We start from the raw sequence: 21,009 nt of genomic DNA on the forward strand, positions 1-21,009 counted from the left end.
GGCGATTTCGCGACCCGCCGGGCCGACGCACGACGGGCAACGCCTCCGTTCATTCGCTCCGGCCGGTATCGCCGTTACCCGTCCGACCGTTAAATCACGAAGTCGTTGCGCAAGAGCCATTCTGCCGGATGGCCAATGGACCGGCGCCCAGGATTATCGGACAGAAAGATGACAATTCCCGGTGCTCCCGTCACGCAGGCACCCCGCAGTCCGTCAGGATGCTGCCGTATCGAATACGAGAGCCGGAGGACGAATCGGATGGCCGAGCCCGACGCGACGCCCCGGGGAAACGCCGCGGCCGGATCCGGGATCACCCGCCGCGAGGAGGCCGCGAGCGCACCCCACGCCACCCGCCGCGAATCCGCGTCCGGCGCCGGACCGAACCCGACCCGCCGCGAGGATCCCGCCGGCCCGAACGCCACCCGCCGCGAAGACAGGGGTGTCCCCCGGCCGCACGCCACGCGACGCGAAGCGGGCACGCCGGCTCCCCCGTGGTCCGGGCTGTCCGCCGAAGCGCTCCCGGCCGAACTGGCCGCTCGGCTCAGCGGCTTCGAGGCGCTGCCCGGGTCCGGCGGCGAGGCGGAGCTGGTCAAGGTCGCCGACTCCGCGCACCCCGGGGCCGAACTGGTGCTCAAGGTGTACTACGCGCACATCAAGCCGGACGCCGACGTGTGGGCCCAGCTCGCCTCGATCCGGTCGAAGCACGTCGTGCAGGTCGTGGAGACCGGCACGCTCCCCGGCGGCCGCCGCTTCTTCGAGCTGATGGAGTACCTGCCCAACGGGAATCTGCGCGACGCCGGCGCCGGGAAGCACGCGTTCGACACCGCGAGCGTCAACGAGATCGTCCGGCAGCTCACCGACGGCCTGGAGGCGCTGCACTCGCGGCGGATCACCCACCGCGACCTGAAACCGGAGAACATCCTCATCCGCGGCACCAGCCCGAAGATCGAACTGGTGCTGGCCGACTTCGGCCTGAGCCGCCGGCTCAACGCGACCACGCACTTCACGAGTGTGGCGCGGACCCCGGCTTACTCCGCCCCGGAAACGGGCGTCGGACACGTCTCGCCGGCCCTGGACTGGTGGTCGCTCGGCATCTTGGTCCTCGAGCTGGTGACCGGGCAGCAGCCGTTCCACGGGCTCGACGACCTGATGATCCAGAAGTTCGTCACGACGAAGCCGGTCCCGGTCGACGCGATCACCGACCCGCGGCTCAACCGGCTGTGCGCCGGCCTGCTGGTTTCCGACGAGGGAAAACGCTGGAGCGGGACGGAGGTCCGCGAGTGGCTCGCGGGCGGCTCCCCGGCCGTACCCGACCGGCGGGTGCCCGTCGACGCGACCGAGTTCGAGTTCGGCGGCAAGCGGTTCCGCGATCCCGGCAGTCTCGCGGTCGCGATGGCTCTCGAGTGGCGCCTCGCGGCGGGCCGGTACGGCATCTCGCCGAGTCCGTCGTGGACGGCGCTCACGCAGTGGCTGCACCAGTTCGACAACCCGGACCAGTACCCGGTCGGCGTGGTCGAGGACCGTCTCGACCTGCTCGGCCGCCTCGAACAGAGCACCGAGAAACCGAACGCCAAGCTGCTTCGGCTGCTGGCCGGGCTCAACCCTCGGCAGCCACCGATCTACCGCCAGGCCCACATCGATCAGCCGAAGCTGCGCCAGCTGGCGCGGCGGGCGCAGGAAGGGCCGGACGGGGATGCCGGTACCGAGCAGGCCCGGGAGATCGTCGACGAGCTCTGGGAAGGCCGCTTGCTGGAGGTGCTCGCCGGGTTCGACGGTGCGGCCGAGCTGGCCGGGGTGGCCACCCGGTGGACCGCCGCCGTCGGCGAGCTCCGCACGGCCGTCGCGACGCTCAAGCGCAATCCTCGGCTGGCGAGTGTTTTCAGCACGACGAAGCACCGATCCGCCGCGCGTGCCGCGATGCTGGAGCTCGCCGCCGGAGCGCCGTGCGGGGACGACTGGCTGCGCGAACTCGACGACCGCGTGCGGCGGCTCCCGGTTCCCGTGGACTGGTTCACCGACCTGCTTCGCTGGGCCGGCCGCGAGCCGGCCCGCGCCTACGCGGGCCTGTTCGTCTCGGGTCTCGCCCAGGCCGAAGCACAGCAGGTGGTGCTCGCCCGGCAGCAGGCCGAGCAGGCCGAGCGTGCTCGCCAGGCGGCGTGGGCCGGCCGCGAACGGCTTCGCGAAGCAGGTCGCGGCAGCGCACTCGGCCGTGCCTTCGCGGGCGCCGCGGTGCTGGGCGGCCTCTGGCTGGTCGTCCTGATGTTCTCCGCGAAGACGGCCGCCCTTGCGCTGGTGACTTTTCCGGTGGCCACCCACTTCGCGGCCGAGTCGGTCCTGGCGTACACGATGGCTGCCGACTACCACCCGCGGTATTCGCTGTGGCAGGCGTTCCAGGTGGCGCTGGGCCGGATCGGCGGCAGGCTCCGCGGCGCACCCCGTTTCTGGGCCGTCGGCATCGCCGTGACGCTGGTGGCTCTCATGTTCCTGACCTGGCTGGTCCCCCTTGCCGCGGTCGCCGCCACCATCGCGCACGTCGCCTGGGCGGTGGGCCGGTTCCGCCGGTGGTCGGCGGCGCACGACGAAGAACGCCGGACGGCGTTGACCCGATGACGGCGCGAACGAACAGAGGTACTCGATGAGTGGCGAAGGCATGATCGGCGTCGCGGTGGTGGCGGTGGTCGGTGGCTCGGTCTGGTTGGCCGCGCGCGGCGTCCAGGCCGGGGCGCTGGTCGCGGCTCGGTCGGTGGACCTGCTCGGCGCCGGCCTCACCAAGGTCGGCGACCGGGCCGAGCGGAACCGGGCGGAGTGGGAGGCCGGGAACGCGGCGTTGCTGGTGTGGGAATCCGCCGCCCGCCGCGTGATCGACCTCAACGCGCGGATCGAGGTGCTGCGCCGGCACGCTCCTGCGGATCTGGCGGCCGGGCTGCCGCACCCGCTCACGCCGTGCGCGGAGTCGCCCGCGCAGCTGGACGCCTGGTGCGCCTCGACCCGCACGGAGCTCGACCGCTTCGAACAGGAACTCCGGCGGCGCACCGAGGGCGCCGTGCTGGCGGTACTGCGGCACACCGTCGATCTCGAGCGGCCGGTCACCGCGCGGGAGGCGTTCGACAAGTACCACGAGGCGATGGCGCACCAGGCCACCCAGCAGCGCACCACGCCGCCCAGCGCGCTCGCGGCCGTGACCCGCATCCTCGGCAGGCTTACGCCCGAAGCCTCCGCCGAGGACCGGGCCGAGGTGCTCGCGGCCGCCGCGCAGGTCGCCGTGCCCCGGCCCGACGTCGACCACGACACGTTGCTCGACGAGCTCCGGCTGCGGGTTCAGCGGGCCGACGCACGGGCCCGCGCACGCCGGGCCGAGGCGGTCTCGGCCGCCCGGCTGCTGCAGGCGATCCCCGCCTCGCCCGATCCGGAGCTGGCCGCGGTGCGCACCGAGCTGGAGTCGGCCGTGGCGGGCCGCCGGGCGCTCGACGCCGGCCTGCAGGCCAGGGCCGCGCAAGCCGCCGAGCAGGTCCGCCGCGAGCTCGAGCACAGCTACGTGCGGGCCTCCGTCGCGGACACCTTGGCCGAACTCGGGTACACCGTCGACGAAGGCTTCGCCACCGTGACCGGCAACCCCGACCGGCTGCGCCTGGTCCGCCCGGACTGGCACCGGCACGCCGTGCAGCTGGTGATCAACCAGGACGAGGTGCGCGCCGCGGTCATCCGGCTCGAAGACCGGCCCGGCGCCGACGCCCGCAGGGAAGACGCCGAGCGCGAAGAGCAGTGGTGCGACGACCTCGGCAAACTCCGCACGGCGCTCGACGGTTCCGGCATGCACGTCGTCGAACGACATCTGGTGCCACCCGGTGAACGGGTGGTTCCGGTGGCCAAGCGCATGGACCGGCGACACCCCGAGCACGAACAGATCCGACGGGAGCGTGGCCGGTGACCGACCAGCCCACGGGCCCCGAGCTGCCCGCCTTCGTCCGCGAGATCGACTCGACGCTCGCGGTCCACTCTCAGTACGTCCTGCACGACAACATCCGGGACGTCTTCCTGCGACGCCCGCCCGGGCGTCCGCCCCAGCTGGTGCCGTTGCGGCAGCTGCTGTGGCAGGTTTTCGAACGCAGCGGGTACGAGTTCCTCTTGGTCTACGACCAGGTCGACGGCCTGTCCGTGTATCCCTCGACCGACGACGACCGCGGCAGGCGGGCCACCGAAGCCGCCCGCCGGATGCTCGGGGAAGACGTCGCGAAGACCCAGCCGCCGTCCATGGACCGGTTGCCGCGCTACCTCTCCGCGGTCACCGATCCCCGCAAGGGCCGGGCGGCCTGCCTGATCGACTACGGCTCACGGCTCGCCGTCGACGTGTCGCGGCTGGAGGCCGCCGAGCGCGACTTCTTCCTGTTCTGCCTCAAGCTTTCGCGCACCGCCGCGCCGGGTCCGGGGCCGAGCCACCGGCCTAGCCCGCTGTACAACCCGATCCTGTGGCTGGTCGACCGCGAGCTGGATCTGCCGGTCTGGCTCACCGCCGACAACGAGCGGTTCCGGGTGATCGGACTCCCGCGCCCCGACCTCGGGGACCGCGAGGACACCGCCCGGCTGCTCGGACCATCCCTCGGCAGCGCCGGCGATCCGGACGCGGCCGAGCGGTACCACGCGTTCGCCGAACGCTCGGAGGGGTTGACGCTGCGGGACATGTCCGGGGTGACCCGGCTGGCACGCGACCGCGGGCTCCAGCTGTCCGACCTGCCCGACGCCGTGCGGGTGTACAAGCTCGGGGTGCTGGACAACCCGTGGCGGCGGAGCTTCCTCCACAAGCGGATCGCCGACGGCGAGAAGAGCGTCTCCGAGAAGGTCATCGGCCAGGAGCACCCGGTCCGCAAGACGCTGGACATCCTCAAGCGTGCCGCACTCGGCCTGTCCGGGGCACAGGCCCGGATCTCCTCGAACCGGCCACGCGGCGTGCTGTTCTTCGCGGGCCCGACCGGTGTCGGCAAGACCGAACTCGCCAAAGCCGTGGCCTCGCTGGTCTTCGGAGACGAAAGCGCCTACCTCCGGTTCGACATGAGCGAGTTCTCCGCCGAGCATTCCGGTGACCGGCTGATCGGTGCGCCACCCGGCTACGTCGGGTACGAGGTGGGCGGCGAGCTGACCAACGCCGTGCGCCGGCAGCCGTTCCGGGTGATCCTCTTCGACGAGATCGAAAAGGCACACGCACGCATCCTCGACAAGTTCCTGCAGATCCTCGAGGACGGCCGGCTCAGCGACGGCCGGGGCGCGACCACGTACTTTTCCGAGTGCGTGCTCATCTTCACCTCGAACCTCGGGGTGAGCACGGTCGATCCCGCGACCGGCAGGCGTGAACCGAACATCTCCCCGGACGACGCCTACGAGGTGGTGGAGACGAAGGTCCGAGCCGCCATCGCCGACCACTTCACCACCGCGCTGTCGCGCCCGGAGCTGCTCAACCGGTTCGGGGACAACATCGTGGTGTTCGGCTTCATTTCCCCCGCTGCTGCCGCCGAGATCTTCGGCCAGCAGCTGGACAACATCCTCCGGCGGGTGCTCGAAGAACAGGGGGTGACGGTCGACGTCGCCGGCCCGGCCCGGGAGCGGCTCCGCGAATGGTGCACGGCGGACCTGGCCCACGGCGGCCGCGGCATCGGCACCGCGCTGGAATCGTTCCTGATCAACCCGCTGGCCCGGGAACTGTTCGACGGCAACCACACGCCGGGTACCCGGGTCACGATCGCCGGTGTGTCCCGCCACGGCCCCGACGTGGAACTGGAGCTGGCATGACCGCGATCCGCCTGAACCGGATGCACTACCCGCTCACGGTGCTCGGCCACGGCGTCCGGGCCGGGATCTGGCTGCAGGGCTGCACGATCGGCTGCGCCGGCTGCGCGTCCCGCGACACGTGGGACCCCGAGGCGGGCGAGGAGGTCGACCCCGCGGCCGTCGTGCGCTGGCTCGGCTCGCTCGACGGTGCGATCGACGGGGTCACGGTGTCCGGTGGCGAGCCCTTCCAGCAGCCACTCGCCCTGGCCGCCCTGCTCGCCGGGCTGGACGAATGGCGCCGCGGGCGCGACCGCCCGATCGACCTGCTCGTCTTCTCCGGCTACACCCACGCCCGGCTGTCGGCCCGGTCCGACTGCTCCGATGCCTTGAGCCGCTGCGACGCGGTCGTGGCCGGGCCGTACGTCGAGAACCGCAACGGTGGCACCGCGCTGCGCGGCTCCGACAACCAGGAGATCGTCGTCCTCACCCCGCTCGGGGCCGAACGCTACGGCCGGTCCGCAGGGGCGCCGGCGCCGGCGATGCAGCTGTCCCTCGACGCGGACGTCGTCCGGCTGATCGGCATCCCCCGTCGCGGCGACCTCGACCGGCTGCGTGCCGGACTGGCCGCGCGGGGCATCACCTCGGAGGCCGTCACGTGGCTGGCGTGATCTGTCCGGTGTGCAACACCGGCAACACCGACGACGAAGCCCTGTGCAAGACCTGTGGAATGTTGCTTGCCGAAGCGGAGGAACCGCGGTCCGCCGAGACCGGCGAGCCGGCGCCCGCCCCGGACCGGGTACCTGCTTCGCCGGCGGCGGTCTGCCCGGCATGCCAGGCCGAGATCCCCGATCCGGCGAACCTGGTGTGCGTCGAATGCCTCGAACCGCTGGCGGCTCAGGCCGCGCCGGCCCGCACTCGGCGGGGCGGCGGGGCGCTTCGCCTGGTGTTCGCCGGGCAGGCGGTCGACGTCCCGCAGCCGGGCTCCGTGCTGCTGGGCCGCGATCCCGGACTGTCGCCGGTGGCGGGGCTGTTCGCTCGGCACGACAACGTTTCCCGCCGGCACGCGAGCGTCGGCGTCGAGACCGACGGCCGCGGCTGGGTGCGGGACGAGCACTCGACGAACGGCACGTTCGTGAACAACACCCCGGTGCCCGCCGGGCAGACCACCGCCTTGGCCGACGGCGACCGGCTCCGCATCGCGTCCGACGTCGTCGCCGTCGTCGAATTCGGGCCGGGCGGACCGTCGTGACTTCGGCGAACGCCGGAGCACAGGCCGTTCGGGTGACGGTGATGACGCACCGCGGAGCGGTGCGGGAAGCCAACGAAGACGCTCTCGCGGTCGGCGGCTTCACCGCCTGCGGCGTCAGCCTTTCCGACCCTGTCACCCACGAACTCCCGCTGTCGGCGCCGGTGGTCGTTGCCGTCGCCGACGGAATGGGCGGTCACGCTGCGGGCGAAGTGGCGTCCGCGCATGCGGTACGCACGCTCGCGGCCGTCGCTCCCCGGGACGAAACCGGCGTCGAAGCAGCGCTCGAGCAGATCGACACCGACCTGCTCGCCATGGGCCGCGCCGATCCGGGGGTGGCCGGGTTGGGCACCACGGTCGCGGGTGTCCTGCTGCAAGCCGGCGGCGGCGTGCACTTCGGGGTCGGCGATTCGCGCGTGTACCTCGAAAGGGGCGGCTACCTGGCCCAGGTGTCCACCGACGACCGAGGGCCGCTCGGCGGGCTTTCCCGGTGCCTCGGCGGGCGGACCGACGGAACCGCGCTGACGACGACCGTGGGGCGGCTGGCCGGCGCCGACCGGCTGCTCCTGTGTTCGGACGGGCTGAGCGACCTGGTGGACCACCGGACGATCGAGGAACTGCTCGGCGGCCGGTGCGGGCCGGCCAGAGTCGTCAAGTCGCTGTGGGCTGCCGCGATGAACGGCTCCGGACGGGACAACATCACCATCGCACTCGTCGACTTCCCCGGCACCTGAGCCGATTCCCGAGCCGCCGATCGTCGATTCTTTCGATTATTCGATTTCTTCGATCCCGCAGCCTACGCACAAAAAAGATCGTCACCGGCGAGAGGATTGACGCCTGCTTTCGGGCATGTTGGAATATGTCCACCAAGGGGCAGGAGAGGTATCCGCCATGACTTCGAGAGCAATGAAGCTCTTCCTTGCCGCCGTGCTGGGTGTCACCGCGAGCGTTTGCGGGGTTGCTCCGGCCGGTGCCGACGCTCGGCTCAATGCGTCGCAGATCGTTGCCGACCTGGGGGCCGGGTGGAATCTGGGGAATCAGCTGGAAGCCAACAGCAACGGGGTTCCCAGCGAAACCGCCTGGGGGCAGCCCGCCGTCACCCAAGCGCTCATCGACAAAGTCAAGGCCGCCGGGTTCAAGACCATCCGGATTCCGATCTCCTACCTCGGGTACATCGGCTCCGGGCCGAACTACACCGTCAACGCCGCCTGGCTGAACCGGATCCAGCAGGTTGTCGACTACGCCTACCACCGCGGCCTTTACGTGCTGATCAACATGCACGGCGACGGCTACAAGACCATCAGCGGCTCCTGGCTGATCTGCGACGCCGGCGACCAAGCCACCGTCAAGGCCAAGTACCAGAAGGTCTGGCAGCAGGTCGCGGCCCGGTTCGCCGGCTACGACCAGCACCTGATCATGGAAGCGATGAACGAGGAGTTCGACGGCCAGTACGGCACCCCGACGCAGCCGTGCTACTCGAACATCAACGCCTACGACCAGATCTTCGTCGACACCGTGCGCAAGACCGGCGGGAACAACAGTTCGCGGTGGCTGCTCGTCGCCGGCTGGAACACCAACATCGACTACACCACCGGGAACTACGGCTTCGCGATGCCGACCGACCAGTTCCGTTCCCCGTCGATTCCGGCCGGCGAAAAGCGGATCATGATTTCCGTGCACTACTACAGCCCGTGGGACTTCGCCGGTGAGGAAAACGGCAACATCACGCAGTGGGGGCGGGGCGCGACCAATCCGTCGAAAAAGTCGACCTGGGGACAGGAAGACTACCTCGACGCCCAGCTGAAACTCGTGTACAACGCATTCGTCGCGAAGGGCTACCCGGCGGTCGTCGGGGAATTCGGGTCCGTCGACAAGTCCGCGTTCGATTCCGCGAACAACCGGTACCGGGCCGACTTCGCGCGGGCCGTCGTGTCGACGGCCAAGAAGTACGGCGCCGCCACCGTCTACTGGGACAACGGCAACAACGGCCAGTACGGCCTCGGCCTGTTCGACCGGCGGTCCTACGCGGTGACGCACCAAGGGATCATCGACGCCATCATGGGCGGCCTCGCCGGTCGATGACCCCACCAGCCACAGTGGACCGAGCCGCCGCTCAGGGCGTGCGGCGGCGCAGCGTCGCCGCACCCAGCAGCAGGGCCAGGACGACGCACCCCGCGATGATCCCGATGTTGCGGACCAAAGTGCCGTCGATCTCGGCCGAGCGGGTCACCTGCGTCAGCGCGTCCACCGCGTACGACAGCGGCAGGACGTCCGACACCGCGCCGAGCACCCAGCCCATGTCCCCACGCGGGACGAACAGGCCGCACAGCAGGAACTGCGGCAGCACGAACACCGGCAGGAACTGGATCGCCTGGAACTCCGTGCGGGCGAACGCGCTGACGAACAGCCCGAGCGCGGTGCCGAGCAGCGCGTCCAGCACCACCACGAGCAGCAGCACCCAGACCGAGCCCGCGATGTCCAGCCCGAGCCAGGTCAGGGAGATCCCGGCCGCCACGACCACCTGCAGCACCGCCAGCAAGCCGAACGCCAGGGCATAACCGAGGACCAGGTCCAGCTTGCCGATCGGCAGCGTCATCAGGCGCTCCAGCGTGCCCGTCGTGCGCTCGCGCAGCGTCGTCACCGAGGTCAGCAGGAACATGATCGTGAACGGGAAGATCCCGAGCAACGCCGGCGCGACCGCGCTGAACCGCTGCTCCGAGTTGAGCACGTACCGCAGGAGGATCATCAGCACACTCGGCACGGCGATGAGCAGCACCACCGTGCGCGGGTCGTGGCGCAGCTGGGTGAGGATCCGGCGGGTGGTGGCCGGCGCGTTCACCGCGCCGCCTCCGTCCGGCCGCGGATCAGGCGCAGGAACGCCTGCTCGAGATCGGGCGCGCCGGTCCGCGCCCGCAGGTCCTCCGGCGTGCCGCGGGCCAGGACCCGGCCGCGGTGCAGCAGGAGGAGGTCGTCGCAGCGGGCGGCCTCGTCCATGACGTGGCTGGAGATCAGCAGCGTGACGCCGGTGGCGGCCAGGCCGTGGAACAGCTGCCAGAGCTCGTCGCGCAGCTCGGGGTCGGAGCCGACCGTCGGCTCGTCCAGCACCAGCAGCTCGGGCGTGCCCAGCAGCGCGACCGCGAGGTTGGCCCGGCCGCGCTGACCGCCGGAAAGCCGCCCGACCAGGGTGCGGGCCGACCCGGTGAGTCCGGTCTGAGTGATGACGCGGTCCACATCGGAAAGCGGAACGCCGAGCACCGCCGCGAAGTAACGCAGGGCTTCGGTCACCGTCAGGTCCGCGTAGATCGCCGGGTCCTGGGTCGCGTAGCCGATCCGGCGACGCAGTTCGGGGTGGCCGGCGGGCCGGCCCAGCACGTCCACGCGCCCGGACTCGACGAGCTGGACGCCGACGATCGAACGCAGCAACGTGCTCTTGCCGCAGCCGTTCGGCCCCAGCAGGCCGGTCACGGTCCCGCGCCGCACGGTGCACCCGATGTCGCGCAGCACCTCTTCGCCGCCGCGGCGGACGCGCAACCCGTCCACGACGATCGCCGGCTCGGCCACGGCGTCCTCCTTCCGCCCCGGACCACTCATGGTGAGCGCCGGTGCGGGTGGAGACAAGAGGCGGAAAAGTGCGGGCAGATGCGCCGAGGGGGGAGGAGGCGCATCTGCCCGCAGGTGTGACGTTAGCGGAGTCTCCGTCAGTTCGCCGATCGGATGACCGGAACGGGCGTCAGCCGCACGTCTTCCCGTTCACCGCGAAAGACGACGGGGACGCGTTGCTGCCGGTGAAACTGCCGTTGAAGCCGATCGACACCGACTTGCCCGCGCCCACGGACGCGTTCCAGGGCATCGCCGTGGCGGTGACCGCCGCACCGGACTGCGCCCACGTCGCCGACCAGCCCTGGGTCACCTTCTGGTTACCCGGGAAGGTGAACTTCAAGACCCAGTTCGACCACGCCGTCGTCCCGGTGTTGGTGACCGTGACGTAGGCCGTGAAGCCGCCGGACCAGCTGTTCGCCGTGTAGGTCACCGAGCAGCCACCGCCCGAGGCGTCCGGCAGGGTCGTGAACTGCGTCGACGCCGAATCCGGGCCGGTCAGGCCCGCGCCGTTGCGGGCCACCACGACCAGGGTGTAGGCGGTCGACGGCGACAGCCCGGTCAGGGTCGCGCTGGTCCCGGTGACGGTCGCGAGCACCTTGCGGGTCGCGCCGGTCACGCTCACGACGTCGTAGTTCTTGATCCCGCTTTCGGCGTCCGAAGACGCCGCCCAGGTCACCGTGGCTCCGGTGGCGGACACCGCGGACACGGCGGGCTTGCCGGCCGCGGCCGGGGCGGTCGTGTCCACCGCGGACGGCGACTTCTCCGCCGTCCAGTTCGCCAGCCAGGCCAGCGCCGAGTTCCAGTTGATCGCGACCTCGTTCACCGAGTACGCCTGGATGTCGTCGACGAAGCAGCGCTGCGGCGGGCAGCCGGCGAGGAGCCGGGCCGCGGTCGGGTCCTGCAGGCCGCTGTTGGGCCCGCCGGACAGCGCCCCGGGCGGCGCGATCGGCAGCGACGGGTCCAGCTCGTGCGCCCAGAACCGGTGGTGGACGTTCTGCACGGCCTGGTCACCGTGCCCGGAGACGTAGGAGTAGTTCGCCGGGTTGCGGCCGAGCAGGTAGTCCATGGCCTGGAACGCGCCGTCGCGGTACTTGTCCAGCTTGGTGAAGTCGTAGGCCAGGGCCAGCACCACGCCGTTGTTGGCGACCAGGCCGTTCGAGCCCCACTCGTACGTGCCGTCGGCCGTGCGGTACGGCGCGGGGTAGCCCATGCCCGCCATCTGGGCGAGGTGGCTGTCGGCCGTCGTGGTGATCGCCGTCTTGATGGCCGCGACGTCCGCCGCGGGCAGGTCGGTGGGCACCAGCGCGAGGGTGATGTCACCGAGGGCGCCCGTCGAGCCCCAGTCGAAGCCGTGGGTGTTGAAGCTGACGCCGCGGTAGAGCGCGGAGCCGGTGACGTCGGTGCGGTACGCGCTCTTCGCCGTCGTCGCGAACAGCTCCGCGGCCGCCCAGTAGAACTCGTCGGTCACGGTGTTGTCGCTGTAGGTTCCGCCACCGGTGCCGTCGTTGGGGTCGGCGAGCAGGTTCGGGTTGGCCTTGGCCGCGGCGTACGCCTTCTCGGCCGCGGCGAGCAGCTTCGCCGAGTACGCCGGGTCGATGGTCCGCCACAGCCGGGACGCCTGCGCCGCGACCGCGGCCATGTTCAGCGTCGCCGCCGTGCTCGGCGGGGAAAGCCGCCGCGGCTGGCTGTCCAGCTCGGGCCGGGTCGGCAGAGCGGTCCACGCCGCGTCGTGGATCTTGTGGTGCACCAGGCCCGCGTTCGGCTTGCCGTCGGGGACCTGCATGGAAAGCAGGAAGTCGACCTCCCAGCGGGCCTCGTCGAGGATGTCCGGGACGCCGTTCGCCCGCTCCGGGATGGCCAGCTTCCCGTCACCCAGCGCGCTCGCGTCGCCCAGCTTCAGCGCGCGCTCGTACTCGTCGAGCAGCTCCCAGGTCGCGATGCCGCCGTTGACGACGTATTTGCCATGGTCACCCGCGTCGTACCAGCCGCCGCGGACGTCGAGGGTGTAGCCGCAGTTGAGGTCCGACCGGCAGGGCACGTTGTTGTCGCCCTGGTTCGGTGCCACGTTGATGTGGCCCGCCGGGCGCGCGTAGGTGGCCCCGACGTACTGGGCGTCGATCGCGATGCCGCTGCGCTGGTTGTAGAAGAATGCCAGCGAGTCGTAGCGGAGTTTCTTGAGGCCGTCCGCGGAGATGTCGAACGGGAAGCTCGCCTCGGAGCCGACGGCCAGGGTGTAGCCGGTGCCCGCGGTGTCGTAGGCGGAGAAGTCGATGTCGTGGACGTTCTCGCCGGAGGCGGCGTCCGCGCCGCGGGGGCGGGTCTGGCCGGTGGCCACCGCGGTGCCGGCGGCGTTGCGCAACGTCCACGTCACCGGCGACGTCGAGCTGTTGATCACGGTGGCGTGCTTGGGCAGGCCGGGGGTGTAACTTTCCTGGTTCACCCGGATGCCGCTCGTCGGCGGCAGGCCGCCGGGCGGGAGCACGCCGCCGATCAGCGAGATGTTGTCCAGGCAGACGGTGTTGTTCGCGGCCTGGCCGCCGAACCAGAAGGCCAGCTGGCCGTTGCCGGCGGCCGGGAAGTCCAAAGTGGACGTGAAGGTGACGGTGAAGTGCTGGGTCGCCGGCGTGACGGTCAGGTCGGTGCGGGAGATCTGCCGGTAGGGCGAGACGGCCTCGCCGGCGACGGCGGAGATCTGCTGGGTGGTCGTCGCGTGCGCGTCGAACTCCAGCGTGTACTGCTGCCCGGCCTCGAAGGGGACGCCGTTCTGGCCGGCCAGCGCGTCGTAGCCGTTGGCCGTGCCGCCGGTGACGTCGGTGCAGAACTCACCGCCGGTGACGCGGCCGGTGGTACCGGACCCGGCCCACCAGGGGTCGAGGGTGCCACTGGCGAAGGTGCCGTTGAGCAGCCGCTCGTACTCCGCGGCGGACGCGGGCACCGAACCCGCGGTCAGCCCGAGCGCCGTAACCGCCAGTAACACCAGACCAGCCCGGAATCTTCTTACCCGCATTCGCCATCTCCTCGTCGTCGAGCTCGGCAAAAGTGGGAGCGCTCCCAGACAGGGGACTGTAATCATCGGCGTGCGCCTTTGGCAATGATCGGCGCAGGAGGGTGGACGCGGTACCGGCGTTCGTCTATACATACCTGGGTCACCGGGTCAGCCAACGCGAAATTTTTCCGAAAGTTTCAGCGCGACCGGAAATGTTAACGCTAACTCCCGGTCCGCCCGTCCGGAAAGGGGCGACGATGCCCGCTCGAACCCGTTCACGGGTCCTGCACTTGTTCACCGCGGCGGCCGCCGCGTTGTCGTTGTCCGCCGCGGTCCCGGCGGCCGCCGTCGCCGCGCCCGGGAGCCCGGCGGTGACCCCGCCGCTGGGCTGGAACAGCTGGAACAGCTTCGGGTGCAGCGTCAGCGAGTCGACCATCCACCAGGCGGCCGACGCGCTGGTCTCCTCCGGCATGCGCGACGCGGGCTACCAGTACGTCGTCGTCGACGACTGCTGGTTCGACCCGCAGCGCGACAGCCAGGGCAACCTGCGCGCCAACGCCTCGAAGTTCCCGAGCGGCATGAAAGCCCTCGGCGACTACATCCACGCCCGCGGCCTGAAGTTCGGCATCTACCAGGTGCCCACCGACCGCACGTGCGCCCAGCGCACCGGCACCTACCCCGGCTCGACCGGCAGCCAGGGCCACGAGGCCCAGGACGCCCGCACGTTCGCCTCCTGGGGCGTCGACTACCTGAAGTACGACTGGTGCTCCCCCGCCGGCACGCGCGACGAGCAGGTCAGCCGCTTCGGCCTGATGCGCGACGCGTTGCGCGGCACCGGGCGGCCCATCGTCTACAGCATCAACCCCAACAGCTACCACGCCATCACCGGTGACAAGTACGACTGGGGCCAGGTCGCCGACCTGTGGCGCACCACCGAAGACCTGCTCGACATCTGGCAGAACGGCAACACCAACAGCTACCCGATGGGGGTCGGCAACGTCCTCGACGTCACCGCGCCGCTGGCCGCGCAGGCCGGGCCCGGGCACTGGAACGACCCGGACATGCTCGTCGTCGGCCGGCCCGGCCTGTCGCTGACCGAGTCCCGCGCCCACTTCGCGCTCTGGGCCTTGCTGGCCGCGCCGCTGATGGCGGGCAACGACATCCGCACGATGTCCGCGGACATCAGCGCGGTCCTGCGCAACCCGCGGCTGCTGGCGATCGACCAGGACCGGCTCGGCGCCGGTGGCCGCCGGGTGCGCGACGACGGCAACGTCGAGGTGTTCGCCAAGCCGCTGTCCGACGGGTCGGTCGCGGTCGGATTGCTCAACCGCGGTAGCGGCACGACGACGATCAGCACCACCGCGGCGCAGATCGGGCTGTCCGGGACGTCGTTCACCCTGACCGACGTGTGGACGGGCGGCACGTCGGCGTCCAGCGGGCCGATCAGCGCGAGCGTGCCGGCCCACGGCATCGCCGCCTACCGCGTTTCCGGCGGCACCCCGCTCGCGGCCACGACGTCACGGCTGCGCGGCACGGGATCCAATCGCTGCCTCGACGTCGACAACGCCTCCACCGCATCCGGCGCGGGGACGCTGCTCTGGGACTGCCAGACCGCGGCCAACCAGCTGTGGACGACCTGGGAGAACGGCGAAATCCGCGTCTTCGGCGACAAGTGCCTCGACGGCGGCTCGAGCGGCGCCCAGGTGACCAGCCGCTCGTGCACCGGGCAGAACAACCAGAAGTGGACGCTCGGCTCGGACGGCACGCTCCGCAACGTCCAATCAGGACTGTGCTTGGACGCCGAAGGCGCGGCGACCGCGAACGGGACCCGGGCGATCCTGTGGTCCTGCAACGGCCAGGCGAACCAGAAGTGGAGCCGCGTCTGAGCCTCGTCGCCGGCTTCAGCGGGCGGTACTCGAGCTTGGTACGGGCGCGGGTGGCGGTCGGCGCAGCACCGGTGTCGGTACGCCGCGGCCGGCCTCCTCTGCGAACGTACGGAACCTCGGGCGGCGGTCCGGGCTCGTCGGCTCTCACCTGACCGGGCGACACGGTGGCGGTAACGCTCAGGCGGTAACGGAGCGATAACGAGACACGGACCGTCCGACCGCAGGAGAACTTTCGCGTGGAAACACCGTGCCGAGGCCCCATCGACGTCACCCGGGTCACCGGGTTCGACAGCGGCACCGCCGACCCTGACGACCTTCGCCGCGCCGTGGCGGCGTCGCCCGGCTACAGCCGGGCCGCCAGCGAACAGCAGGCGGCGGTCTTGGACATCGTGCTGCGGGTGGGCACCACGCCCAGGCGCCGCCGCGGGGTCGTCGGCCGGCTTCTCGGCCGGCGGTAGAAACGGCGAAAGCCGCGATCGGGATTCCGATCGCGGCTTCGCTGCGCCGGGTGGGACCGGCCGGTGGCCGGTCCCACCCGTGCCGGCGTCGGCACCAGGTCGCTGCGTGCCCGGGACGGGGAACCGGAGTGTGCAGCTCGCTCCCTGTTCCGGGCACGCCGCACGACATCAGGCGCGGCGCCGGGTTCCGCGCCCCGGCCGGCTTCCGCACACACAACGGGCAGCCGTGGCGCGGGGACTCAGTGGCCCTGGCTGGTGCCGCCGTCGGCGATGCCGCCCGAGGCGCAGTTCTCCGGGTTCTCGCCGCTGGCCTCGTGCTCGCCCGGCGACAGGATCGGCACGCCGATGCCGTTGAGCGAGTTCTGGATCGGCACCTGGACGCCGAGCACGTTGACGTTGTTGTCGCACACGCCGACCACGGCGTTGACGTTGTGCAGCACGTCGGTGTTGTTCAGGTTGAGCAGGCCGAGCTGCCCGGTGTGGCCGCCGTGGTGGTCGTGGTCGAACGGCGTGTCGGCAGCCGCGACGCCACCGGCCATGAATGCGCCGGCCGCCATGGCAGCCGCGACGATTCCAACCTTCTTCAGCATTTGTTCTCCTCGATCGTTCGGTGCATCGGACAGGACGGGGGGCGAGGTGTGTGTTCTCCGTCCCGCGTGGGGGAAACGTACTGTTCCGAACGGGCACAATTCCACTTCGCGCCACCATCGGGTGCGCACCGCAAGCCGTTGACCTGGCTACGATTGGCCCGATCGGGTCAGCGAGGTTTATCGACCGGAAAACCGTTTTCCGCAAAACCGGCTTCCTTCGCACACTCGTTCAGGCCGCAACCACTCGAAGAATCGCGGCGGAAACGCGGCGGAAGCCCTAGGCTCAAGCATACGGAACTCGTTCCCCCGACCCCGGGAACGGAATTCCGGCTGGTGAACCGGCGAGGCCTGAACCCCTCAGCCGAGCCCGCAGCCGGGCGACGCCCCGTCTCGCCGGTTCCCAGCGGTCATTCCGACGCGTCCAGCAGGTGACGGCACAACACGGCGCGGACCGCGCTCTCGGCGTCCGCATCGGACAGCCCCGGTCCGGCCTCGCTGCCGGCGGCCACGACGACCGTGGCGACGTCGCGGAGTTTGACGTTGCTCAGCTGCGACACGGTGACCAGCACGCCGAACGCCTCCGCGGCGGTGCACCCGCGCAGGAGCATCACCATGCCCTTGGCCTGCTCGATCACCGGCTGGGACGACAGGGCCTCGCGCAGCTGGGCGTTCTCGGCCACCGGGTCGACGTCACCGGGCACGGTCGTGCTCCTCCGCCTTGCTCTGCCCCGCGAAACGCGAAAAGCCGCCGCACGGACACTGCATCCGCGCGACGGCTCCCCACCGGGGTCGGTCAGTGGCCCTGGGCCGTCCCGCCGTCCGCGATGCTGCCGCTGGCGCAGTTCGACGGCGACGCGCCGTCGGCCTCGCTCGCCCCCGGCGACAGGACCGGGACGTTGATGCCCTGGGCGACGTCCTGCACCGGGACCTGCACCCCGAGCACGTTGACGTTGTCGTCGCAGACGCCGCCGACCGCGTTCACGTTGTGCAGCGCGTCGAGGCTCTGCACGTTGGCCAGGCCGAACTGCTCGCTGTGGTCGATCGGGTGGCCCTCGACGGTGACGCTGGTCGCCGAGGCCGAGCCACCGAACGCGGCCAGGCCGGCCGCCAGTGCGGTCGCGACGAATCCGAGCTGCTTGATCACGAAAAGAACTCCTCAACTGCCCGCCCGCACCCGGGACGGTACTTCACGGCGCCGGCCGAAGCCGCGCCATTGCCGGAAATCATTTCTTTCCGCCGGAGCGGAAAGCTCAGTCGCCCTGGCTGGTGCCGCCGTCGGCGAGCCCGCTGGAGGCGCAGTTGTACGGCGACTCGCCCTCGGCCTCGCTGGCGCCCGGCGACAGGACCGGCACGCCGATGCCGTTGAGCGAGTCGTGGATCGGCACCTGGACGCCGAGCACGTTGACGTCGTTGCCGCACACGCCGAGCGTGCCCTGGACGTTGTGCAGCGCGTCGGTGTTGTTCAGGTTCACCAGGCCGACCTGACCGGTGTGGTCGTAGCCGTGGTGGCCGTGGTGGTGGCCGTGCTCTTCGTCCGGCGTCCCGGCGGCCGCGATCCCACCGGTGACGAATGCGCCGGCCGCCATGGCGGCCGCGACGAAGCCGATTTTCTTCAGCATGGATTTCTCCTCGACAAGACAATTGCTGGAGCAGCATTCAAGGCATTGTTCCGCCTCGGTGGGAAAAACGTACTGACGGGCCGCCGCGCATTCCAGCCGGTTCACCGATCGTGTGGGGTGCGCGAACCCCTGACCGGGGTTCCTGTAGCCCGAACGGGTGGGCCACCGCGGGATGTCCGCGGTCCGGTGCGGAGGACGTCGCGGATGATCGACGAACCGTTACTACGCAACGTGTTCTACCCCTCGAGACACGGCGATGCGTCACGCTATGGGGTTGCTCGCGGCCCGCAGATCCGTCTCGGAGCGTGACGAATTGCGGAACCCCATCCTTCGAAAGTGAAGCCACTTCCGCGTTCCTACGCTTTGCCGGATCACCCGGTTCGCGGTGCGGGACGTGAGGAGTGGTTCGTGGTGGATTACGCGGTGCTCGTGGCGTCCGCGGTGCTCTACGCGGTGGGGATCGTCGCGCAGAGCGTCGCCGCGCGGCGGGCGGGCAACCGGCCGGGCGCGGGACTGGGGCTGCTGGCCCGGCTCGCCGCCGATCGCCTGTACCTGCTGGGTTTCGCCGGTCAGGTGGGCGGGTTCGCGCTCGCGTTCTTCGCGCGGGCTTCCCTGCCGCTGTACCTGGTCCAGACCGCGTCGTCGTCGGCGATCGGGCTGGCGACGGCGTTCGGCGTCGTGGTCCTCGGCTGGCGGATCCGCACCGGGGAGGCGATGACGCTGGTGCTGCTGGCGTCCGGGCTGGTCGTGCTGGCCGGGTCGTCGTCGGCCTCGGTCGCGACGGACCTCCCGGCCGCCGGGGTCGCCGCGCTGGCGGCCGTGGTGCTCGGGGTCGGGCTGGCCATGATCCCGGCGGGCCGGGCGGGGACGTTCCTGCCGGCCGCGGTCCTGTCCGGCGTCGCGTTCGCCGTCGTGGCGGTCGCCAGCCGGACCCTCGCCCACCTCGATCTGCTGGCTCTGCCGGGAAATCCGCTGACCTGGCTGATGCTGGCGGCCGCCGTGCTCGGCCAGGCTTCGATGGCCACCGCCCTGCAGCGCGGCCCGGCCGCCGCGGTGGTGGCCACCGCGGACGCGACCACGATCGTGCTGGCGTCGGTCACCGGCATCGCCGCTCTCGGCGACCACGTCGTCGCCGGGCAGGGGCCGTGGGTCGCCACCGGGCTCGCCGTGGTCGTGTGCGGTGTCCTGCTGCTCGGCGTGCAGTCCCGCGCGGCCGCTCCTGCCCTCGCCGGGGAAGCCGCGTGACGCCGCGGCCGCTCGCGAGCGTCTCGGTCGACCTCGACAACCTGTGGGCCTACCTCAAGACCCACGGTGATCCGGGCTGGCGGGACCGGCCCAGTTTCCTGCCGTCCGCGGTGCCGCGGCTGCTGGAGATCCTCGGCGAGCAGGGCCTGACGACGACGGTCTTCGTGGTGGGGGCCGACGTCGTCCGCGAAGACGGCGCCAAGGCGGTCGCCGAGATCGCCGCGGCCGGGCACGAGGTGGCGAACCACTCCTTCGGCCACGAACCCTGGCTGCACCGCTACTCCCGCGACCGCCTGGAAGAGGAACTCGGCCGCACCGAAGAGGCGATCGCCGCCGCGGGCGCGCCCCGGCCGAGCGGGTTCCGCGGCCCCGGCTACAGCGTCACGCGCGACCTGATCGAGCTGCTCGCCGAGCGCGGGTACGCCTACGACGCCAGCACGCTGCCGACGTGGATCGGCCCGCTGGCCCGCGCGTACCACAACCGCACGGCGAAGAGCTCGGACGAAGGGCTCGACGAGCTGTTCGGCGGCGTCTCGCGGGTGCTGGCGCCGGTGCACGCCTACCGCTGGCAGACGTGCGCGGGCAGCGCGCTGGTCGAGCTGCCGGTGACGACGATGCCGCTGCTGCGCACGCCGATCCACGGCTCGTACCTCCTGCAGCTGCACGCGATCTCACCGCGGCTGGCCCGGGCGTACTTCCGGACGGCGTTGCGGCTCTGTCTCGTCCGCGGGGTGTCGCCGTCGCTGTTGCTGCACCCCACCGACGTCCTCGGGGCGGCCGACGCGCCCGGGATGGAGTTCTTCCCCGGGATGGCCGCACCCGGCGCGCGGAAGGTGGCCTGGCTCGGCTGGGTGCTTTCCGCGCTGCGCGAGCACTTCGACGTCGTCGGCACCGGGGAGTACGTGCGCCGGACGGCCGTGCGGCGGACCCGGCCGGTGACCAGGTTGGACCTCGGCAGATGACACCGGTCGCGGTCGTCCGGCCGGCCCGGCGCGAAACCGTCGAGGCAACCCTGCTTCGGGTCCTCGCGTGCGCGACCGTCGCCTTGGCGCCGGTCGAGGGTTACCTGACGGCCGTGCAGAGCCAGCTCGGGAAGGCCGCGCCCGCGCTGCTCGTCGTCGTCTGGCTCGTCGTGCGGATCCGCCGTCGGCAGCCACCCCGCCCGACGCCGCTGCACGCGGTCCTGGCGCTGCTCGCGGTCGTGCTGGCGGCGACGGCGTCCGTGCACGCGGCCGGCGCGTTCACCGCCGAGTACACCGTGCGCTGGCTGCCGTTCCTGGTGGTCACCGCGGTGCTCGCGGACGTCGCGAGCCGTGAGGTCCCGATCCGGTGGCTGCTGCTGGCCGCGGCCGCCGGCGCCACCGTCGCCGGTGCGGGCGCCCTCTACAGCCTGGTCGCCGAGGGGGAAGCGCGCGCGAGCGGGCCGCAGCCGGACCCGAACGACCTGGCCTACTTCCTCGTCGCCGCCGTCCCGCTGCTCGCGGCCCTGCACCGCCGTGGCCGGGGGTTCGTCCTGACCGCCGCGGGCATCGTCCTGGTGGCCGGCGCGACGGCGACGTTCTCCCGCGGCGGCGCGCTCGGCCTGACCGCCGCGGTCGGCTGGCTGCTGCTGCGCCGCG

Annotated in this window: 18 protein-coding genes and 1 pseudogene; 12 read left to right on the top strand and 7 right to left on the bottom strand. The window is 71.3% G+C overall.

Annotated features, from left to right (window positions below; genetic code table 11):
• The first annotated feature begins 258 nt into the window (after positions 1 to 258).
• The 7 genes from ACWEVN_RS04565 to ACWEVN_RS04595 all read left to right on the top strand — a co-directional run bounded on the left by ACWEVN_RS04565 (position 259) and on the right by ACWEVN_RS04595 (position 9,088).
• A complete protein-coding gene (locus ACWEVN_RS04565; protein ID WP_452050264.1) occupies positions 259 to 2,610 on the top strand; it encodes a serine/threonine-protein kinase in 2,352 nt (783 codons plus the stop codon).
• A gap of 25 nt (positions 2,611 to 2,635) precedes the next feature.
• A complete protein-coding gene (locus tag ACWEVN_RS04570) occupies positions 2,636 to 3,928 on the top strand; it encodes a hypothetical protein (protein WP_449681381.1) in 1,293 nt (430 codons plus the stop codon).
• Positions 3,925 to 5,781: an AAA family ATPase gene (locus ACWEVN_RS04575; protein WP_452050265.1), complete on the top strand. Its 1,857-nt coding sequence runs from the start codon at positions 3,925 to 3,927 to the stop codon at positions 5,779 to 5,781. Before ACWEVN_RS04570 ends, ACWEVN_RS04575 begins: the two co-directional genes overlap by 4 nt.
• A complete protein-coding gene (locus ACWEVN_RS04580) occupies positions 5,778 to 6,428 on the top strand; it encodes a 4Fe-4S single cluster domain-containing protein (RefSeq protein ID WP_452050266.1) in 651 nt (216 codons plus the stop codon). Before ACWEVN_RS04575 ends, ACWEVN_RS04580 begins: the two co-directional genes overlap by 4 nt.
• On the top strand, positions 6,425 to 7,009 hold the full coding sequence (locus tag ACWEVN_RS04585) for an FHA domain-containing protein (protein WP_449681384.1): 585 nt from the start codon (positions 6,425 to 6,427) through the stop codon (positions 7,007 to 7,009). Before ACWEVN_RS04580 ends, ACWEVN_RS04585 begins: the two co-directional genes overlap by 4 nt.
• A 41-nt stretch (positions 7,010 to 7,050) precedes the next feature.
• The gene (locus tag ACWEVN_RS04590) at positions 7,051 to 7,740 is read left to right on the top strand and encodes a PP2C family protein-serine/threonine phosphatase (protein ID WP_452050267.1); all 690 of its coding nucleotides are present in this window, start codon (positions 7,051 to 7,053) and stop codon (positions 7,738 to 7,740) included.
• Between the two features lie 157 nt (positions 7,741 to 7,897).
• A complete protein-coding gene (locus ACWEVN_RS04595) occupies positions 7,898 to 9,088 on the top strand; it encodes a glycoside hydrolase family 5 protein (RefSeq protein ID WP_452050268.1) in 1,191 nt (396 codons plus the stop codon).
• Between the two features lie 31 nt (positions 9,089 to 9,119).
• Here ACWEVN_RS04595 and ACWEVN_RS04600 read toward each other — a convergent pair whose 3' ends face one another.
• The 3 genes from ACWEVN_RS04600 to ACWEVN_RS04610 all read right to left on the bottom strand — a co-directional run bounded on the left by ACWEVN_RS04600 (position 9,120) and on the right by ACWEVN_RS04610 (position 13,583).
• Positions 9,120 to 9,845 (bottom strand): ABC transporter permease, encoded by a 726-nt coding sequence (locus ACWEVN_RS04600; protein ID WP_452050269.1) that lies wholly within the window; start codon positions 9,843 to 9,845, stop codon positions 9,120 to 9,122.
• On the bottom strand, positions 9,842 to 10,567 hold the full coding sequence (locus ACWEVN_RS04605) for an ABC transporter ATP-binding protein (protein WP_452050270.1): 726 nt from the start codon (positions 10,565 to 10,567) through the stop codon (positions 9,842 to 9,844). Before ACWEVN_RS04605 ends, ACWEVN_RS04600 begins: the two co-directional genes overlap by 4 nt.
• A 169-nt stretch (positions 10,568 to 10,736) precedes the next feature.
• Positions 10,737 to 13,583 (bottom strand): glycoside hydrolase family 9 protein, encoded by a 2,847-nt coding sequence (locus ACWEVN_RS04610; protein ID WP_452050271.1) that lies wholly within the window; start codon positions 13,581 to 13,583, stop codon positions 10,737 to 10,739.
• A 266-nt stretch (positions 13,584 to 13,849) separates the two neighbouring features.
• Here ACWEVN_RS04610 and ACWEVN_RS04615 point away from each other — a divergent pair, with 266 nt between their 5' ends.
• Together ACWEVN_RS04615 and ACWEVN_RS04620 are read left to right on the top strand one after the other, a co-directional pair.
• The gene (locus tag ACWEVN_RS04615; RefSeq protein WP_452050272.1) at positions 13,850 to 15,478 is read left to right on the top strand and encodes a glycoside hydrolase family 27 protein; all 1,629 of its coding nucleotides are present in this window, start codon (positions 13,850 to 13,852) and stop codon (positions 15,476 to 15,478) included.
• 236 nt (positions 15,479 to 15,714) lie between these two features.
• The gene (locus ACWEVN_RS04620) at positions 15,715 to 15,936 is read left to right on the top strand and encodes a hypothetical protein (protein WP_449681391.1); all 222 of its coding nucleotides are present in this window, start codon (positions 15,715 to 15,717) and stop codon (positions 15,934 to 15,936) included.
• 239 nt (positions 15,937 to 16,175) lie between these two features.
• Here the strand turns inward: ACWEVN_RS04620 and ACWEVN_RS04625 are convergent, their stop codons facing one another.
• The 4 genes from ACWEVN_RS04625 to ACWEVN_RS04640 all read right to left on the bottom strand — a co-directional run bounded on the left by ACWEVN_RS04625 (position 16,176) and on the right by ACWEVN_RS04640 (position 18,145).
• Positions 16,176 to 16,526, bottom strand: a complete 351-nt coding sequence (locus ACWEVN_RS04625) for a hypothetical protein (RefSeq protein ID WP_449681392.1) — start codon at positions 16,524 to 16,526, stop codon at positions 16,176 to 16,178.
• Positions 16,527 to 16,933: 407 nt separating this feature from the next.
• A complete protein-coding gene (locus ACWEVN_RS04630; protein WP_449681393.1) occupies positions 16,934 to 17,227 on the bottom strand; it encodes an ANTAR domain-containing protein in 294 nt (97 codons plus the stop codon).
• Positions 17,228 to 17,319: 92 nt separating this feature from the next.
• The gene (locus ACWEVN_RS04635) at positions 17,320 to 17,670 is read right to left on the bottom strand and encodes a hypothetical protein (RefSeq protein WP_449681394.1); all 351 of its coding nucleotides are present in this window, start codon (positions 17,668 to 17,670) and stop codon (positions 17,320 to 17,322) included.
• A gap of 106 nt (positions 17,671 to 17,776) precedes the next feature.
• Positions 17,777 to 18,145, bottom strand: coding sequence for a hypothetical protein (locus tag ACWEVN_RS04640; RefSeq protein WP_449681395.1), 369 nt, complete (start codon positions 18,143 to 18,145; stop codon positions 17,777 to 17,779).
• Between the two features lie 408 nt (positions 18,146 to 18,553).
• Between ACWEVN_RS04640 and ACWEVN_RS04645 the strand changes: the two genes are divergently transcribed.
• The 3 genes and pseudogenes from ACWEVN_RS04645 to ACWEVN_RS04655 form a co-directional block, all read left to right on the top strand.
• On the top strand, positions 18,554 to 19,390 hold the full coding sequence (locus tag ACWEVN_RS04645) for a hypothetical protein (RefSeq protein WP_452050273.1): 837 nt from the start codon (positions 18,554 to 18,556) through the stop codon (positions 19,388 to 19,390).
• Positions 19,387 to 20,352, top strand: a complete 966-nt coding sequence (locus ACWEVN_RS04650; RefSeq protein ID WP_452050274.1) for a polysaccharide deacetylase family protein — start codon at positions 19,387 to 19,389, stop codon at positions 20,350 to 20,352. The genes ACWEVN_RS04645 and ACWEVN_RS04650 overlap by 4 nt, the downstream gene beginning before the upstream one ends.
• Positions 20,349 to 21,009: pseudogene (locus tag ACWEVN_RS04655) on the top strand (O-antigen ligase family protein); the annotation flags it as partial. The gene ACWEVN_RS04650 and the pseudogene ACWEVN_RS04655, both read left to right, overlap by 4 nt.

It is taken from the genome of Amycolatopsis sp. NPDC003861 (assembly GCF_053605405.1).

Coding starts and splice junctions, on each gene's coding strand:
- ACWEVN_RS04580 (WP_452050266.1), top strand. CDS start 5,778: ATGACCGCGATCCGCCTGAACCGGATGCACTACCCGCTCACGGTGCTC.
- ACWEVN_RS04640 (WP_449681395.1), bottom strand. CDS start 18,145: ATGCTGAAGAAAATCGGCTTCGTCGCGGCCGCCATGGCGGCCGGCGCA.
- ACWEVN_RS04590 (WP_452050267.1), top strand. CDS start 7,051: ATGACGCACCGCGGAGCGGTGCGGGAAGCCAACGAAGACGCTCTCGCG.
- ACWEVN_RS04615 (WP_452050272.1), top strand. CDS start 13,850: ATGCCCGCTCGAACCCGTTCACGGGTCCTGCACTTGTTCACCGCGGCG.
- ACWEVN_RS04625 (WP_449681392.1), bottom strand. CDS start 16,526: ATGCTGAAGAAGGTTGGAATCGTCGCGGCTGCCATGGCGGCCGGCGCA.
- ACWEVN_RS04595 (WP_452050268.1), top strand. CDS start 7,898: ATGACTTCGAGAGCAATGAAGCTCTTCCTTGCCGCCGTGCTGGGTGTC.
- ACWEVN_RS04570 (WP_449681381.1), top strand. CDS start 2,636: ATGAGTGGCGAAGGCATGATCGGCGTCGCGGTGGTGGCGGTGGTCGGT.
- ACWEVN_RS04565 (WP_452050264.1), top strand. CDS start 259: ATGGCCGAGCCCGACGCGACGCCCCGGGGAAACGCCGCGGCCGGATCC.